The following is a 14870-nucleotide window of genomic DNA, read 5'->3' on the forward strand; positions in this document are numbered from 1 at the left end:
TAAAACTCAGGCAGCCGATTGGCTGCCTGTTGTCGTATTAATTACACACTGAATGATGCACCACAACCACAGGTTGTCGTCGCATTTGGGTTATTAACGAAGAAGCGAGCTCCTTCTAAACCTTCTGTGTAATCAACCACGCCACCGATTAAGTATTGCAGGCTCATTGGGTCTACAACCAGTGTTACACCACTGTTTTCGATCGTAGTATCACCTTCATTTACGCTCTCATCAAATGTGAAACCATATTGGAAACCGCTACAGCCGCCGCCAGTAATGTATACGCGTAACTTCAGTGCTGGGTTTTCTTCTTCCGCAATCAGCGCTTTAACGCGTGATGCTGCTGCATCAGAAAAAGACAATGGTACGTTTACTTCGCTCACGAAGACCTCTCTCACTCGTGTAATGCGTCAAGCCTGTAGCGAGACGTCAAATTTGTGCTAATTAGAGCGATTATCCAATACCTGACCAACTCGTTCAAGTATTCACCGACGATTCTTTAGATCAGATGCTGATATGTAAGATTACACCGCCAGACAACACATAAATTACCCAAAACGTTTCTAACTTGAGATTAGCTAGGTACAATGCGCTCCACTTGGTCCGAGCAATCAAAAGAGGATAACCCCATGACCAAATCATCAGAGCTATATCAAAAGGCTCAGCAAACCATTCCTGGCGGTGTGAACTCACCAGTTCGTGCATTCAACGGCGTTGGCGGTTCTCCGCTATTTATCGAACGAGCAGACGGTGCCCTGATTTTTGATGCCGATGGTAAAGCGTACATTGATTACGTTGGCTCTTGGGGTCCTATGATTCTAGGTCACAACCACGCAGTTATCCGTGAAGCAGTTATCGATGCTGCACAACGCGGCCTAAGTTTCGGTGCGCCAACTGAAATGGAAATTGCCATGGCCGAGCTTGTATCTGAGCTAGTGCCATCTATGGAACAAATCCGCATGGTAAGTTCTGGTACGGAAGCAACAATGAGTGCTATCCGTCTTGCTCGTGGCTTTACTGGTCGTGACAAGATCATGAAGTTCGAAGGCTGTTACCATGGTCACGCAGACAGCTTGCTAGTAAAAGCAGGTTCAGGTGCACTAACTCTAGGTCAACCAAGTTCTCCTGGCGTTCCTGCCGATTTTGCGAAGCACACACTAACGGCAACATTCAACGACTTAGATTCAGTACGTGAACTATTCGCCGCAAACAAAGGCGAAATCGCATGTATCATCGTTGAGCCAGTAGCGGGCAACATGAACTGTATCCCTCCAGTAGAAGGCTTCCACGAAGGTCTACGCGAAATCTGTGACCAAGAAGGCGCTCTACTGATTTTTGATGAAGTAATGACAGGCTTCCGTGTAGCTCTAGGTGGCGCGCAAGCACACTACAACATCAAACCAGATCTAACGACACTAGGTAAAGTGATCGGTGGCGGTATGCCAGTGGGTGCTTTTGGTGGTCGTAAAGAAGTCATGCAATATGTTGCGCCAACAGGTCCTGTATACCAAGCGGGCACACTTTCCGGTAACCCAGTAGCAATGGCGGCAGGCTTTGCATGTTTGAACCTGCTAAAAGAAGAAGGTAACGAGAAACGTCTTGCTGCAAAAACCAAACAACTTGCTGAAGGCTTCAAAGCTCTTGCTGAAAAACACGGCATCCCAATGGTAGTAAACCAAGTGGGTGGCATGTTTGGTTTCTTCTTCACTGACCAAGAAACCGTAACGTGCTACGAAGACGTGACTAAGTGCGATGTCGAGCGCTTTAAGCGTTTCTTCCACCTAATGCTAAAACACGGTGTATACCTTGCACCATCAGCATTCGAAGCAAGCTTTACTTCTCTTGCTCACGGTTCAAAAGAAATCGACGCAACACTAGAAGCTGCGGATCGTTGTTTCGCAATTCTGGCAGAAGAATCAAAATAAGCGTTCCTTCCCAGAACATAAATTCCCAAAAAAGGACCTTCGAGGTCCTTTTTTATTATTTGAATTATGCTTGCCAATTAAAGATGACTAAGATGGCAAGAATCCCAAGAACAATCCCAAACCAAGGAATGCGTCTGGTCTTCTTTTCGCTCTGGCATTTCTTATCGCTGTTACAACAACCCATTTTTCCATCTCTTGATTGATAACCACCTGATTTGTGGTCATTATAACAAGGTCAACTGCACCTTCCCAATTCAGCTATGTCATAAGCTTGAAAGAATCGTCGGTGCAAAGTAATAAAGATTTTGCGCTGTGGTATAAGGCGTAAACGTAAATATTCCGTAATTTGGATTAATCACATGCCGAATAATGTAAAAATCACGTCGAGTCATCGAGTGCTAGTTGTTGCGCTGCTCGCCGCTGCTTTTGCCTGCTATTTGTTGGTCGAACCTTACATCAACTCGATCGTCATGGCGTTTATCATTTCACTGCTCATGTTCCCAATACATGAATGGTTTGAACGAAAACTACCTAATCACAAAAACTTGGTCTCACTGCTCTCTTGTGTGGTTTTAACCTTTATTATCGTGATTCCATTACTATTTGTTTTTGCCGCTATCGTGCAGCAAGGTTCGGTATTTTCGCAAAATACCTACAAGTGGGTAACCAATGGTGGCATCCAAGATATTTTCCAACATCCTTGGGTAGTCAAAGGTTTAGCGTTGGTTAATGAGTACTTACCTTTCGACAAAATCGAACCACAAGCCATCGCAGAAAAGATCGGGCAATTCGCAACATCATTTGGTTCAAACCTTGTAGCTATAAGCGCAAAAATCCTAGGTGATGCAACGAACTTCCTAATGGATTTTTTCCTAATGTTGTTCGTTTTGTTCTTCCTGTTACGTGACCACGACAAGATCATTTCAGCAATGCGTCATATTCTGCCCCTCTCACGCAGCCAAGAAGACAAAATTCTGACCGAGATTGAACAAGTCTCGAAATCCGCTGTAATGGGGTCATTCTTAACCGCGATTGCTCAAGGCTTTGCTGGTGGTATCGGTATGTGGCTTGCAGGCTTCCCTGGTTTATTCTGGGGAACCATGATGGGCTTTGCATCATTTATCCCTGTAGTTGGCACGGCACTAATTTGGATTCCAGCCGCAGCGTACTTGTTCTTAACCGGTGACACCACTTGGGCAATCTTCTTGACGGTATGGAGTGTCGTGGTAGTCGGCTCTATCGACAACCTATTACGCCCTCTGCTAATGCAAGGCAGCGCGGGTATGAACACGCTAATGATATTTTTCTCTCTATTGGGTGGTTTGCATCTATTTGGTTTGATCGGTCTTATCTACGGTCCACTGATTTTTGCCGTCACCATGGTGTTGTTTAACATCTACGAAGAAGAGTTTAAGGATTTCCTCAACCAACAAGACAACAGTTAGTCGCTGCTTAATCACTTCAAGCTTGGGGCAGATTGTGCGAAAATCTGCCCCTAATTATTTCTGATGAACCAAATTTATGTCTGCTTATATTGCTCCTAGCCAAATAGCTCAGCGCCAACTTGAGTACTTTAACGGAAAACACGTTTTAGTCGCTGGTGAAGTTGAAGATCTATTTCCTCTCGAGTTAGTGGCTCATTGTGAGTCAGTGGAGGTTTTTACTTCTAACTACAGCTACTACCGTCAAATTCGCACATCGAACAAGGTGAAGAGCCACTTTGGCTCAGAGTTTGATATTGAGACACAAGCAGACATGGTGCTTCTGTACTGGCCAAAAGCTAAATCTGAGGCAGAATACTTGCTGGCAATGTTGATGGCGAAACTTGGCACCAATACAGAAATCGTCGTCGTTGGTGAGAACCGTTCAGGTATCAAGAGCATTGAGAAAATGTTCAAAGAGTACGGTCCAGTGAACAAGTACGACTCAGCTCGCCGTTGCTCATTCTACTGGGGTACTTGCCTTAACCAGCCAAAGCCTTTCAATCAAGCAGATTGGTTTAAATCCTACACCGTCACTTTGGGTGAGCAATCACTTACAGTTAAGAGCCTTCCTGGTGTATTTAGCCATGGTGAGTTTGATTTAGGCAGTCAATTACTGCTTGAGACTTTACCTAAACTATCTGGCAAGGTGCTCGATTTTGGCTGTGGTGCAGGAGTGCTGGGTGCATTCATGGCAAAAGCCAACCCAGATATCGCGATTGAGATGTGTGATATTAACGCTTATGCCATCACATCAAGCCAAGCAACATTAGAAGCGAATGGCATAACTGGACGTGTGTTTGCTTCAGACATCTATTCCGATACGGCAAAAGATTATCGCTTTATCGTCAGTAATCCGCCGTTTCACAGTGGTCTAGATACAAACTACAACGCTGCGGAAACACTCTTGGGTCAAGCACCACAATACATGACTAAACAGGGTGAAATGGTGATTGTGGCAAACAGCTTCTTAAAATACCCACCAATTATTGAGCAAGCATTCAATAATTGCGAGACGCTAAATAAGACCAATAAATTCTCGATATACTACGCGAAAAAATCCTAATTTCTCTTTGCGCAGGTGAAATCCTGCGCAAACCTTTGCCAAAATTCATTCAACTCAACGAAAAACTGCGTCTCTCCCCACGCTTTCCAATCAACTTTCTTGTCAAAGAAAAAAAACTCGTTAATTTTGTTAATTCTATCGAATTTAACTTCTTGTCCGTTTTTAACGAGAACCTTGGCAAGCCCCAGTAAATTGGTCGCTGCCCTTTTATGAGTTGTAATCTTATCCATGTTTAAATTCTACAAAAAGCAGAAATTTAAGCGCCTGCAAAGCACGCTAATGACCGCGTTTTTGGTTCTTAGTATCACGCCACTGACGATCACTGCGATTTTCTTCCTGCAATCACACAGTAAAGATCTTCAAGAACAAAGCACATCGCACCTTCTTTCAGTTCGTGATACCAAACAACAACAGATCATCGACTACTTTGCAGCTCAAGAGACTGAAGTCATGGGCTTCGTACGCTCCGAACTTGCTTACGCCAGCGGCGGACGATTCTACGGTTTGGTCAATGCGTTTAGTCGCTTGGGTCACGATATTGATGAAGCCAGAGAAAACGCACAGCAGCGCTATATCAAAGGCAGTGGCGATCAAATCAAAACCTCGATTTTACCGGAATCATCTAACTACGTTGGCAGCGAACGTTACCGCCTATTGCACAAACGTTACCACTGGGCATACCTAGAGCTGTTAAAGCGATCTGATTTTAATGACATTTTATTGGTTGATATCGATGGTAATGTCACTTACTCAATCAATAAAGACGACAACTATGGCACTAACCTACTGACAGGACGCTACAAAGATACGGCGCTAGGGCGCACCTTTAAACGTTTGTCTGAAGATGTGAGTGCACGTCGTAAGGTCAATGAAGATTACACGCCAGTTGTCGTGTCTGACTTTGATATCGAAAATGGTAAACAGGTCGCTTGGCTCGGCGCACCGATTGTCCAACAAGGCTACCTGCACAGCTATGCGATGTTCCGCTTACCAAACAACGGCATTACTAAGCTTATTGCTGAAATCAACCGCGATTCCTCGATTGAAACCTTACTAGTGGGCAGCGATCATAAACCTCGCACCATTAACACCAAACAGGAAGAAATCCAAAACAGCTTAGAGATTGTCGATAAAGCACTCGCAGGCGACACAGAAGTAGGTACTTACAGCAACCGCTTGGGTGAAGAGATGATTGCGGCATTTGCGCCAATTGAAACTCGCGGTCTAACTTGGGCGATTGTCGTACAACTTCCAGAAAAAGAAGCCTTTGCTCGAGTCCACCAGCTCGAGAAGCTGTTTGTTATTGCGATGCTGATTGCGATCATCTTGGTTGTGATCGCCTCACACTACTTATCTAATTTCATCACCTCCCCGCTTCTTAAGCTGACTTGGGCAGCAGAGAAAGTATCTGCTGGTGATCTGGACGAAACGACCTTTAATACAGAGCGTAAAGATGAAATCGGTCGACTCGCGATCAGCTTTGAGCGCATGCAACGCTCAATTCGAGAAAAGATCCAAACCATTAAGCAGCAAAATGAAGAGCTAGAAAGCAACATCAAATTGATCCAAAAGCAAAACGAAGAATTGCAGTTGGCAGATAAGCTGAAAGATGAGTTCCTAGCGACAACCTCTCACGAGTTACGTACACCATTACACGGTATGGTCGGCATTGCAGAGACTTTAGTATCTGGTGCTAATGGTGCAATTCCTGCGAGTCAAAAATACCAATTGGATATCATCATCAAAAGTGGTCAACGTTTGGCAAATCTTGTTGACGATTTATTGGATTACCACAAGATGCGCTATGGCAGCATGGATATCCAAAAATCGGCAGTGAGCCTAGCAAGTGCGACTCGCTTAGTGCTTGAGCTTTCAAGTCACCTACTAGGCAACAAGACGATTCGTATCATTAACCAGGTCCCTGCCGATCTAAAAGCGGTGTCTGCCGATCCACAACGCTTGGAACAAGTACTGTACAACCTAATTGGTAATGCAATTAAATATACTTCTGAAGGTAAGATCGTAATTTCTGCCACCGTCGTGGACGATCAAGTCCGCGTACAAGTGGTTGATACTGGCCAGGGTATCCCGGCTGAACATCTTGAGCATATCTTTGAACCTTTAATTCAAGCCGGCCAAGACGCTAGTCGCTACCGTCAAGGCGCTGGTTTGGGTTTATCAATCAGCCGTCAACTTATCGAATTGATGGGTGGATCGTTATATGTAAGTAGTCAACCAATGGTCGGCACTACATTTAGCTTTACTCTGCCACTTGCTAATGAAGAAGAGATTCAAGCAACACAGAGCCTTGCGGCGCGTGGACACTTCCAAATTCCAGAAGCGAACTTTGAAAACAACGACGACTTATCATTACCAGAGAACCCTGATGGTCCGCTGTTGTATGTTGCTGATGACGAACCGGTTAACTTACGCGTTCTTGAAAGCTTCCTAAGGCTTGAAGGCTACCGCGTACGCACTATTTCTGATGGTCCTGAAACACTTGCTTTAATCGAGCAAGAAAAACCAGAGTTGCTTCTACTCGATATCATGATGCCAGGCATGAGCGGCTACCAAGTATGTAGTGAGCTTAGAGAGACCTATGATCACGCAGAGCTTCCAATCATTATGTTGACGGCCTTAAGTCAGACAGAAGATCGAGTAAGAGGCTTCGAAGCAGGTGCGAATGACTACTTAACCAAGCCATTCAATAAGCAGGAACTCGCCGCACGTATTCAAGCGCACTTAACCGCAAGTAAAGCAGAAATGCGCCACATCGAGAACAAGTTACTGGAATCGGAGCTGCGCCAGCGTGCTGAAGTAGAAGCTAGCTTGCTTGAGACTCAAGGTCGATTATTAGAACAACTAGAATCAGCACCTGAAGCCATTATTTGCCTTCGCGAGGATCAACGTATTCGCTTTGCGAACGAAGCGGCATGCAAGCTATTTAAACGCAGCTTAGAGCAGTTAAAACGCTCTTCGGCAGATGAACTTATTGCACCTAAATTCCTGACAGTTAAACAACCACATTACTGTGGCAAGATTGATATTTACATCGAAGATATTCGTCAAAACATTGAAGCAGACATTCTCAAATTACCTGAAGGATCTGGTCTAGATGTTATGTACATCTTTAACGTAGGTGGTGGTGCAAACGCAGCTCGTATCCATAATCTAGAAACCGCGGTTGAAGTTCTATCAAGTTATGCGTTTGATGGTGATAAAGACCAATTGCAGAAGCTGAAAGAACTTGGCGGTGAGTTTACTCGCCTTGCAGATAAAGCATTGGGGAACAAGAAAGATAAACAAGAGCTGATGCGCGAAGTATTAGTCGATACGATGACTCATGCATTGGAATACTGGGAATCAGTGACTGGAGAAACTAAGTTTGCTTTTGCGGAGCAAAGTGGTTTATGGCGTGTCTACCTCGACCGCAGTACGTTGCAAACTCGGACACTCGATAAATACATGCGCATTGAGACATTACCAAAAACACCGCGCTGGAGAACGGTTCTAAGCTCAATCGAGTTCATTCTTGAGCACTGTAAAGAACAAAGCCCTGAACGAGCTTACATTGAAGCGCAACGCGATAAAATGCAAAGGCTCCTTACAAGTTAATACCAAACAGCAAATACTAGCCCCGCCACTTAGGCGGGGCTTTTTTATCCCTGCCATTATCCATTGCGCAGTAATGCTTCTCCATACTCGCAGTAAGAAGCAAGCAATGGAGCTTACAGAGCAGCGATGGGACTGAGCAATTAACGTATAAGAAGCTGGAAGCAAGCTATCAAAACCAAAAGCAACGGCATTTGTAGAAACAATTCAAGTCGTGTTATTCCTTGCTCATTCCTTACCGTAAATTTTCTTAAAAAGTACCTTTAAAACACTTCCTTTCCTGAATAAAAAAAGCATAATCAACAGCCCATTTTTGCTGTTAAAACGCACTTATTTTTCCTCAACAAGGGAAAATTGAGCAACATTTGATACAGATTGCGAAGTCAATCACAACAGAACGGCAGATTAAATTTCACCTAGTTAATTAACAAAAATTTCAGGTGTGAGCCAGATCCCCAATGCAATACAACCACAGAAAAGCCTCTACATGACTACATAATTAAGTAAGTGAACACTAACACACAATATTAAAGCGGATATAAACTGCGACGCATATCAACGTTTATTTTTTAGCCTTGGGTGACTTAAAAACGAGCAAAATGACGTTTATGACGGAGTTGGTATGGTTTTTAACGTTTTTAACGGGAATCGAGTTTGATTATTTTGTGGATAAGGTGTTTTCTTACTCCTGCCTAAGGCCTACAGGCCACTCTTAGAGCGACGCAAATTACAGTGAAGCGAAGAGGTGGGCCTTGGAGAGTGTTTATCAATTGATGACATTCAATTCCATTAGTGAAATGAAAGCAAATAGTAAGGAACAGCTATGCTTGCCAATATTAAAAAAACAGCACTAGCAACAGCAATTATTGCAACGGCTACTACAGGTTTCGCATCAGTAGCTACAGCCGCTGAGCGCAGTGAACTGACTATCCACCCTAAAGAGTTTACAACTTTTGTTCGTAACTTTAACCCTTTCTTGGGTGCAACAAACCTGCACACAACTACTGACTTTATCTACGAGCCACTAGTTGTTTTCAACGAAATGCACGGCAACACGCCAGTATTCCGTCTAGCAGAAAACTTCCAAATGTCTGACGACCTAATGAGCGTAACTTTCGACATTCGTAAAGGCGTAAAATGGTCTGACGGTCAAGCGTTTACCGCTGATGACGTTGTTTACTCTTTCAACCTAGTAAAAGAGAAGCCAGAACTAGACCAATCTGGTATCAACTCTTGGGTTACTGGCGTAGAGAAAGTTAACGATTACAAAGTTAAGTTCCGTCTAAGCGAAGCAAACTCAAACGTTCCTTACGAAATTGCTAAAGTACCAGTCGTACCTAAGCACGTATGGAGCAAAGTAAAAGATCCTTCAACGTTCACGAACGAGAACCCAGTAGGTACTGGTCCGTTTACAGAGATCGACACTTTCACTCCGCAACTATACATCCAGTGTGAAAACCCGAACTACTGGGATGCAGCTAACCTAGACGTTGACTGTTTGCGTGTTCCTCAAATCGCGAACAACGACCAGTTCCTAGGTAAGATTGTTAACGGCGAAATGGACTGGACTTCTTCATTCGTTCCAGACATCGACCGCACTTACGCAGCAGCAAGCCCTAAACACCACTACTGGTACCCGCCAGCAGGTACTCAAGCGTTCGTAGTTAACTTCAAGAACCCAGATGCAGCGAAGCACGAAGCACTAACTAACGTTGACTTCCGTCGCGCATTCTCTATGGCTCTTGATCGTCAAACTATCATTGACATCGCATTCTACGGCGGCGGTACAGTGAACGACTTCGCATCAGGTCTTGGCTATGCATTCGAAGCTTGGTCTGACGAGAAGACTCACGACAAGTACAAAGGTTACAACTCGTACAACGCTGAAGGTGCTAAGAAGCTTCTAGCGAAAGCTGGCTTTAAAGATGTAAACAAAGACGGTTTCGTTGATACGCCATCTGGTAAGTCTTTCGAGCTACTGATCCAATCTCCAAACGGTTGGACTGACTTCAACAACACTGTACAGCTTGCTGTTGAGCAACTTGCAGAAGTAGGCATCAAAGCACGTGCTCGTACACCAGACTTCTCTGTGTACAACCAAGCAATGCTTGAAGGTACTTACGACGTTGCGTACACCAACTACTTCCACGGTGCAGACCCATACACTTACTGGAACAGTGCTTACAACTCAGCACTACAATCTGGTGACGGTATGCCTCGCTTCGCGATGCACTTCTACAAGAACGACAAGCTAGATGGTCTTCTAAACAGCTTCTACAAGACAGCTGACAAGCAAGAGCAGCTAGAAATCGCTCACGGTATTCAGCAAATCATCGCTCAAGACCAAGTTACTATCCCTGTGATGTCTGGTGCTTACATGTACCAATACAACACAACTCGCTTCACTGGTTGGTGGAACGAAGAAAATCCTAAGGGCCGTCCAAACATTTGGGCTGGTATCCCAGAGCGTCTACTTCACGTACTGGACCTAAAACCAGTTAAATAAGTAGAAGTTCATTTCTAGCGGCACACATCCCGTGTGCCGCCTATAAAAATCCCCTTGTGACCAAACCAACATATGGCGCTCGTCGTCAGGGGATTTTTCGCTCTAAATTTCGCTAGGAGCGACCTGAAACCAGAAACAGGGAAAAAATCTGGGTGAGTAAGGTGTGAGTTATGGGTTATTTTTTAAGACGTTTGTCGTTCTATCTTGTCGCGCTCTTGGTTGCAGCGACGTTAAACTTCATTATTCCGCGAGCAATGCCTGGTGACCCAGTTACCATGATGTTTGCTAACGCATCAGTACAGGTAACGCCAGAGCGAATCGCAGCAATGAAAGAGCTGCTAGGTTTCGTAGATGGTCCAATTTACATTCAGTACCTGTCATACATCAAAAACATTCTAAGCTGGGAGCTAGGTACTTCTATCCAGTTCTACCCGCTTTCAGTTAACTCTCTACTAGGTGGTGCATTCGGTTGGTCATTGTTCCTAGCAGGTACTGCAGTAGTGCTATCGTTCTCGATTGCTTCTGTACTAGGTATCTTCGCAGCTTGGAAACGTGGTAGCCGATACGACGCATTCGTAACACCGGGCACACTTATTGTTCAGGCGATTCCACAAATGGTAATCGCGATGCTAGCACTGTTCATCTTTGCCATCGGTCTTAAGTGGTTCCCATCAGGCTACGCATACACCCCGGGTACTGTGCCAGATTGGACAAGCTGGGAGTTCCTAAAAGACGTTGGTTACCACGCTATTCTTCCATTGTTCTGTGCGACGATTGTTCAGATCGGTGGCTTCCTAGTAAACATGCGTAACAACATGATCAACCTTCTTGCTGAAGACTACATCACGATGGCAAAAGGTAAGGGTCTGAGTGAAAACCGTGTGGTATTCAACTACGCAGCTCGTAACGCACTACTACCAAGTGTAACCGCACTTTCAATGTCTCTAGGTATGGCAATCGGTGGTCAGCTAATCATCGAAATGATCTTCAACTACCCAGGTCTAGGTACGGTTCTTCTTAACGCAATTCACGCACGTGACTACCAAGTACTTCAAGGTCAGCTAATCATCATGACGATGTTCATGCTTTGCTTCAACCTAATGGCTGACATGCTGTACATGATTCTAGACCCTCGCCTACGTAAGGGAGGCAAATAATCATGAAAGAACTATTTAAACTGATTTTAGGTAACGCGTTCGCACGTGTTGGTTTGGCAATTATCTCGGTATTCATCTTTGTAGCAGTAGCTGCACCTTTGATTACTCAACATGCACCAGATAAGCGCACTGGTAACCCACATGAATACCCTGGTTTTGTTGTAAAACAAGCACAAAATAACCCTGATGGCTGGGTTGCAAAAAACCTAGCAGATGATCGTCGCACGCTGCTGATGTCGAAAAAAGCAGACCACGTTCTAGGTACATCTCGTATGGGGCGTGATATCTGGTCTCAAGTTGCTTACGGCGCTCGAGTATCGCTGGGTGTTGGTTTCGGCGCGGGTATTATCGTGTGTTTCTTAGCAACAGTTATTGGTATCTCAGCGGGTTACTTCGGCGGTCGTGTCGATGACGTATTGAGTGCTGCAATGAACATTATGCTGGTAATCCCACAATTACCATTGCTCTTTGTACTCGCAGCCTTCATCGGGGAGGCTGGACCGCTCACCATTGCATTGATTATCGCCGGTACCTCCTGGGCTTGGGGTGCACGTGTTGTGCGAGCTCAAACCATGGCACTACGCGAGAAAGAATTCGTTAAAGCAGCAGAGGTTCTTGGTGAATCATCCATTCGCATCATCTTCGTTGAGATTTTGCCAAACCTTATCCCAATCGTAGGTGCAAGCTTCATCGGTTCGGTAATGCTAGCAATCAACACAGAAGCCGTCATCTCGTTCCTAGGTCTAGGCGATGCCAATACCATCAGTTGGGGCATCATGCTGTACAACGTACAAACTTCATCAGCAATGCTTATCGGAGCATGGTGGGAAGTGCTAGCTCCTTGTATTGCACTGACTCTATTGGTTACTGGTCTTGCTCTACTGAACTTTGCAGTAGATGAAATTGCTAACCCACAACTTCGTTCTCACAAAGGCATGAAGCGCTGGAAGAAAATGGCAGCACAAGACAAGAAAGAGCGTGAGCCAGAATTGGCACCACAAAATGCACTATGGAGCGGAGATAAATAATCATGACTGCACCACTAATTTCTATCCGTAACCTATGCGTAGACTACATTACAGACGCGGGCGATGTCCGCGCATGTAACAACGTTAGCTTCGACATTGCACCAGGCGAAGTATTCGGTCTGGCTGGTGAATCTGGCTGTGGTAAATCCACTGTTGCTTTCTCGCTAATGCGCCTTCATAAGCCGCCAGCGTTTATCACAGGTGGTGAGGTGATTTTCAATGGTGAAGATATCCTCAAATACAGCGATGAACGCATGCAAGCGTTCCGCTGGAGCGAAATGTCGATGGTATTCCAAAGTGCGATGAACGCTTTGAACCCAGTACTAACGATGGAAGAGCAGTTCTGTGACGTCATTATGCGCCACACCAACATGACTCGCGCTCAAGCAAAAGTACGTGCAGAAGGTCTGTTGGAAATCGTAGATATCCACCCTAGTCGTCTGAGCGATTACCCGCACCAGTTCTCTGGTGGTATGCGTCAGCGTCTGGTTATCGCTATCGCTTTGGCTCTGAATCCAAAAATGATCATCATGGATGAACCAACAACAGCGCTAGACGTTGTGGTTCAACGCGAAATCCTGCAAAAGATTTACGCACTTAAAGAAGAATTCGGCTTCTCGATTCTGTTCATCACCCATGACTTGTCATTGATGGTCGAGTTCTCTGACCGCATCGGCATCATGTACTCGGGCGAGTTGATTGAAGTCGCGCCTTCTAAGCAAATTTTGGAAAGTCCTTACCACCCTTACACCAAAGGTTTGGGTAGCTCTTTCCCTCCACTAACTGGTCCTAAGACCAAATTAACTGGTATTCCGGGCAACCCTCTGAACTTATTAGAAGTTCCACAAGGCTGCCGTTTCCAAGCTCGCTGTGACCGCGTCCATGAAGCTTGTACAAGAGTACCAACTCAGCTACGTCAAATAGAACCTGGTCGTCTCTCAAACTGCCACTTGTACGGCGACACCATTGCTCAAGCTAAGGTTTAACAACAAAAAATAACGCTAGCTAAGAAGAAAATTACACTGGAGAGAATTATGAGCAAACAATTCGGCGAACTGCTGATTGAAGGTAAAAATGTCGTTAAAGACTTCCCTTTAAACAGTAACTCAATCAAACAATCTAAGATGCGTGCAATCAACGACGTATCTTTCAAAATGTACAAAAGCCGCGGTTTGTCAGTAGTAGGTGAATCTGGTTCAGGTAAATCTACTACCGCAAAAATGATTGCGAAAATGTATGCACCAACGGATGGCATCATCGAATACAAAGGGCGTGACATCCAAGACATCACCTCTCGACACGATTTGATGACCTACCGTGAAGGCGTACAAATGGTATGGCAAGACCCGTTTGGCTCGCTAAACCCAACACACAACATCTTCCACCATATTGCTCGCCCACTGCTGATCCACAAAAAGATCGCACCGGGCAACAAGAAAGAGTTGGAAGAGCGCGTGTATGATTTGTTGGAACAAGTTGGTCTGATTCCACCAAAAGAGACGGCACAAAAGTTCCCGCACCAGCTTTCTGGTGGTCAGCGTCAACGCGTGAACTTGGCTCGCAACATTGCGGTTGGTGCAGAAGTGGTATTGGCTGACGAACCAACATCAATGCTTGATGTATCGATCCGCGCTGGTGTTCTCAACCTAATGGAAGAGATGAAGTTTGAGAAGCAAATGTCTCTGCTTTATATCACTCACGATATCGCGACAGCACGTTACATTGCTGAAGATCTTGCAGTTATGTACGTGGGTCACATGGTTGAATGGGGAGACACTGAAGAAATCATCCACGATCCGCAACACCCATACACACAACTACTGGTTTCAGCGGTACCCGATCCATCGAAGTCAATTCACGAGAAATTGAAAGGTAACAAAGGTGAAATCCCACTGTGGACACCAGAATCAGTCGGTTGCCCATTTGCAGGACGCTGCGTTCATGCCACAGAAAAATGTCGTGAGCGACTGCCAGGTGTGACTCAATTGTCCGATAACCATTTTGTTCGTTGTTACTTATTCGAAGATTAATCATAACGAGGGTCAGGTATCAATCTGACCCCTTTTTCCCTTTGTATTTTATTGTTTCCCGGAGA

11 protein-coding genes are annotated in these 14870 nt (G+C 45.0%); 9 read left to right on the plus strand and 2 right to left on the minus strand.

Features of this window, described 5'->3' with window-relative positions; translation table 11 throughout:
- Positions 1-41 precede the first annotated feature (41 nt).
- The gene (erpA, locus tag OH459_RS04625) at positions 42-383 is read right to left on the minus strand and encodes an iron-sulfur cluster insertion protein ErpA (protein ID WP_005449174.1); all 342 of its coding nucleotides are present in this window, start codon (positions 381-383) and stop codon (positions 42-44) included.
- Between the two features lie 246 nt (positions 384-629).
- Here erpA and hemL point away from each other — a divergent pair, with 246 nt between their 5' ends.
- The 3 genes from hemL to rsmC all read left to right on the plus strand — a co-directional run bounded on the left by hemL (position 630) and on the right by rsmC (position 4472).
- A complete protein-coding gene (hemL, locus tag OH459_RS04630; RefSeq protein WP_005449175.1) occupies positions 630-1925 on the plus strand; it encodes a glutamate-1-semialdehyde 2,1-aminomutase in 1296 nt (431 codons plus the stop codon).
- A gap of 359 nt (positions 1926-2284) precedes the next feature.
- Positions 2285-3370, plus strand: coding sequence for an AI-2E family transporter (locus OH459_RS04635; RefSeq protein WP_005449176.1), 1086 nt, complete (start codon positions 2285-2287; stop codon positions 3368-3370).
- A 76-nt stretch (positions 3371-3446) separates the two neighbouring features.
- Positions 3447-4472, plus strand: coding sequence for a 16S rRNA (guanine(1207)-N(2))-methyltransferase RsmC (gene rsmC / locus OH459_RS04640; RefSeq protein ID WP_050936987.1), 1026 nt, complete (start codon positions 3447-3449; stop codon positions 4470-4472).
- On the opposite strand, the gene OH459_RS04645 is transcribed toward rsmC, so the two are convergent.
- Positions 4469-4702 (minus strand): hypothetical protein, encoded by a 234-nt coding sequence (locus OH459_RS04645; RefSeq protein WP_017189151.1) that lies wholly within the window; start codon positions 4700-4702, stop codon positions 4469-4471. The genes rsmC and OH459_RS04645 overlap by 4 nt on opposite strands.
- On the opposite strand from OH459_RS04645, the gene OH459_RS04650 reads away from it, so the two are divergent.
- From OH459_RS04650 to OH459_RS04675, 6 genes are all read left to right on the plus strand, one after another.
- Positions 4701-8087, plus strand: a complete 3387-nt coding sequence (locus OH459_RS04650; RefSeq protein ID WP_009698734.1) for a response regulator — start codon at positions 4701-4703, stop codon at positions 8085-8087. The two genes, OH459_RS04645 and OH459_RS04650, sit on opposite strands and share 2 nt — an antisense overlap.
- Before the next feature lie 820 nt (positions 8088-8907).
- Positions 8908-10590 carry an ABC transporter substrate-binding protein gene (locus tag OH459_RS04655; protein ID WP_005446317.1) on the plus strand — a complete coding sequence of 561 codons (1683 nt, stop codon included), beginning with the start codon at positions 8908-8910 and terminating at the stop codon, positions 10588-10590.
- 170 nt (positions 10591-10760) lie between these two features.
- On the plus strand, positions 10761-11747 hold the full coding sequence (locus OH459_RS04660) for an ABC transporter permease (RefSeq protein WP_005446316.1): 987 nt from the start codon (positions 10761-10763) through the stop codon (positions 11745-11747).
- A gap of 2 nt (positions 11748-11749) precedes the next feature.
- Positions 11750-12775 (plus strand): ABC transporter permease, encoded by a 1026-nt coding sequence (locus OH459_RS04665; RefSeq protein WP_005446315.1) that lies wholly within the window; start codon positions 11750-11752, stop codon positions 12773-12775.
- A 2-nt stretch (positions 12776-12777) separates the two neighbouring features.
- Positions 12778-13761: an ABC transporter ATP-binding protein gene (locus OH459_RS04670; protein ID WP_005446313.1), complete on the plus strand. Its 984-nt coding sequence runs from the start codon at positions 12778-12780 to the stop codon at positions 13759-13761.
- A 48-nt stretch (positions 13762-13809) separates the two neighbouring features.
- Positions 13810-14805, plus strand: coding sequence for an ABC transporter ATP-binding protein (locus OH459_RS04675; RefSeq protein ID WP_005446311.1), 996 nt, complete (start codon positions 13810-13812; stop codon positions 14803-14805).
- The last annotated feature ends 65 nt before the right edge of the window (positions 14806-14870 follow it).

Origin of the sequence: Vibrio sp. MM46, assembly GCF_027587135.1 — a bacterium.
Classification (GTDB): Bacteria; Pseudomonadota; Gammaproteobacteria; order Enterobacterales; family Vibrionaceae; genus Vibrio; species Vibrio harveyi.

Bases quoted from the DNA above. Each gene is read 5' to 3' on its own strand.
- OH459_RS04650 (WP_009698734.1), top strand. From the start codon at position 4,701: ATGTTTAAATTCTACAAAAAGCAGAAATTTAAGCGCCTGCAAAGCACG.
- hemL (WP_005449175.1), top strand. From the start codon at position 630: ATGACCAAATCATCAGAGCTATATCAAAAGGCTCAGCAAACCATTCCT.
- OH459_RS04645 (WP_017189151.1), bottom strand. From the start codon at position 4,702: ATGGATAAGATTACAACTCATAAAAGGGCAGCGACCAATTTACTGGGG.
- rsmC (WP_050936987.1), top strand. From the start codon at position 3,447: ATGTCTGCTTATATTGCTCCTAGCCAAATAGCTCAGCGCCAACTTGAG.
- OH459_RS04665 (WP_005446315.1), top strand. From the start codon at position 11,750: ATGAAAGAACTATTTAAACTGATTTTAGGTAACGCGTTCGCACGTGTT.
- OH459_RS04675 (WP_005446311.1), top strand. From the start codon at position 13,810: ATGAGCAAACAATTCGGCGAACTGCTGATTGAAGGTAAAAATGTCGTT.
- OH459_RS04655 (WP_005446317.1), top strand. From the start codon at position 8,908: ATGCTTGCCAATATTAAAAAAACAGCACTAGCAACAGCAATTATTGCA.
- OH459_RS04635 (WP_005449176.1), top strand. From the start codon at position 2,285: ATGCCGAATAATGTAAAAATCACGTCGAGTCATCGAGTGCTAGTTGTT.
- OH459_RS04660 (WP_005446316.1), top strand. From the start codon at position 10,761: ATGGGTTATTTTTTAAGACGTTTGTCGTTCTATCTTGTCGCGCTCTTG.
- OH459_RS04670 (WP_005446313.1), top strand. From the start codon at position 12,778: ATGACTGCACCACTAATTTCTATCCGTAACCTATGCGTAGACTACATT.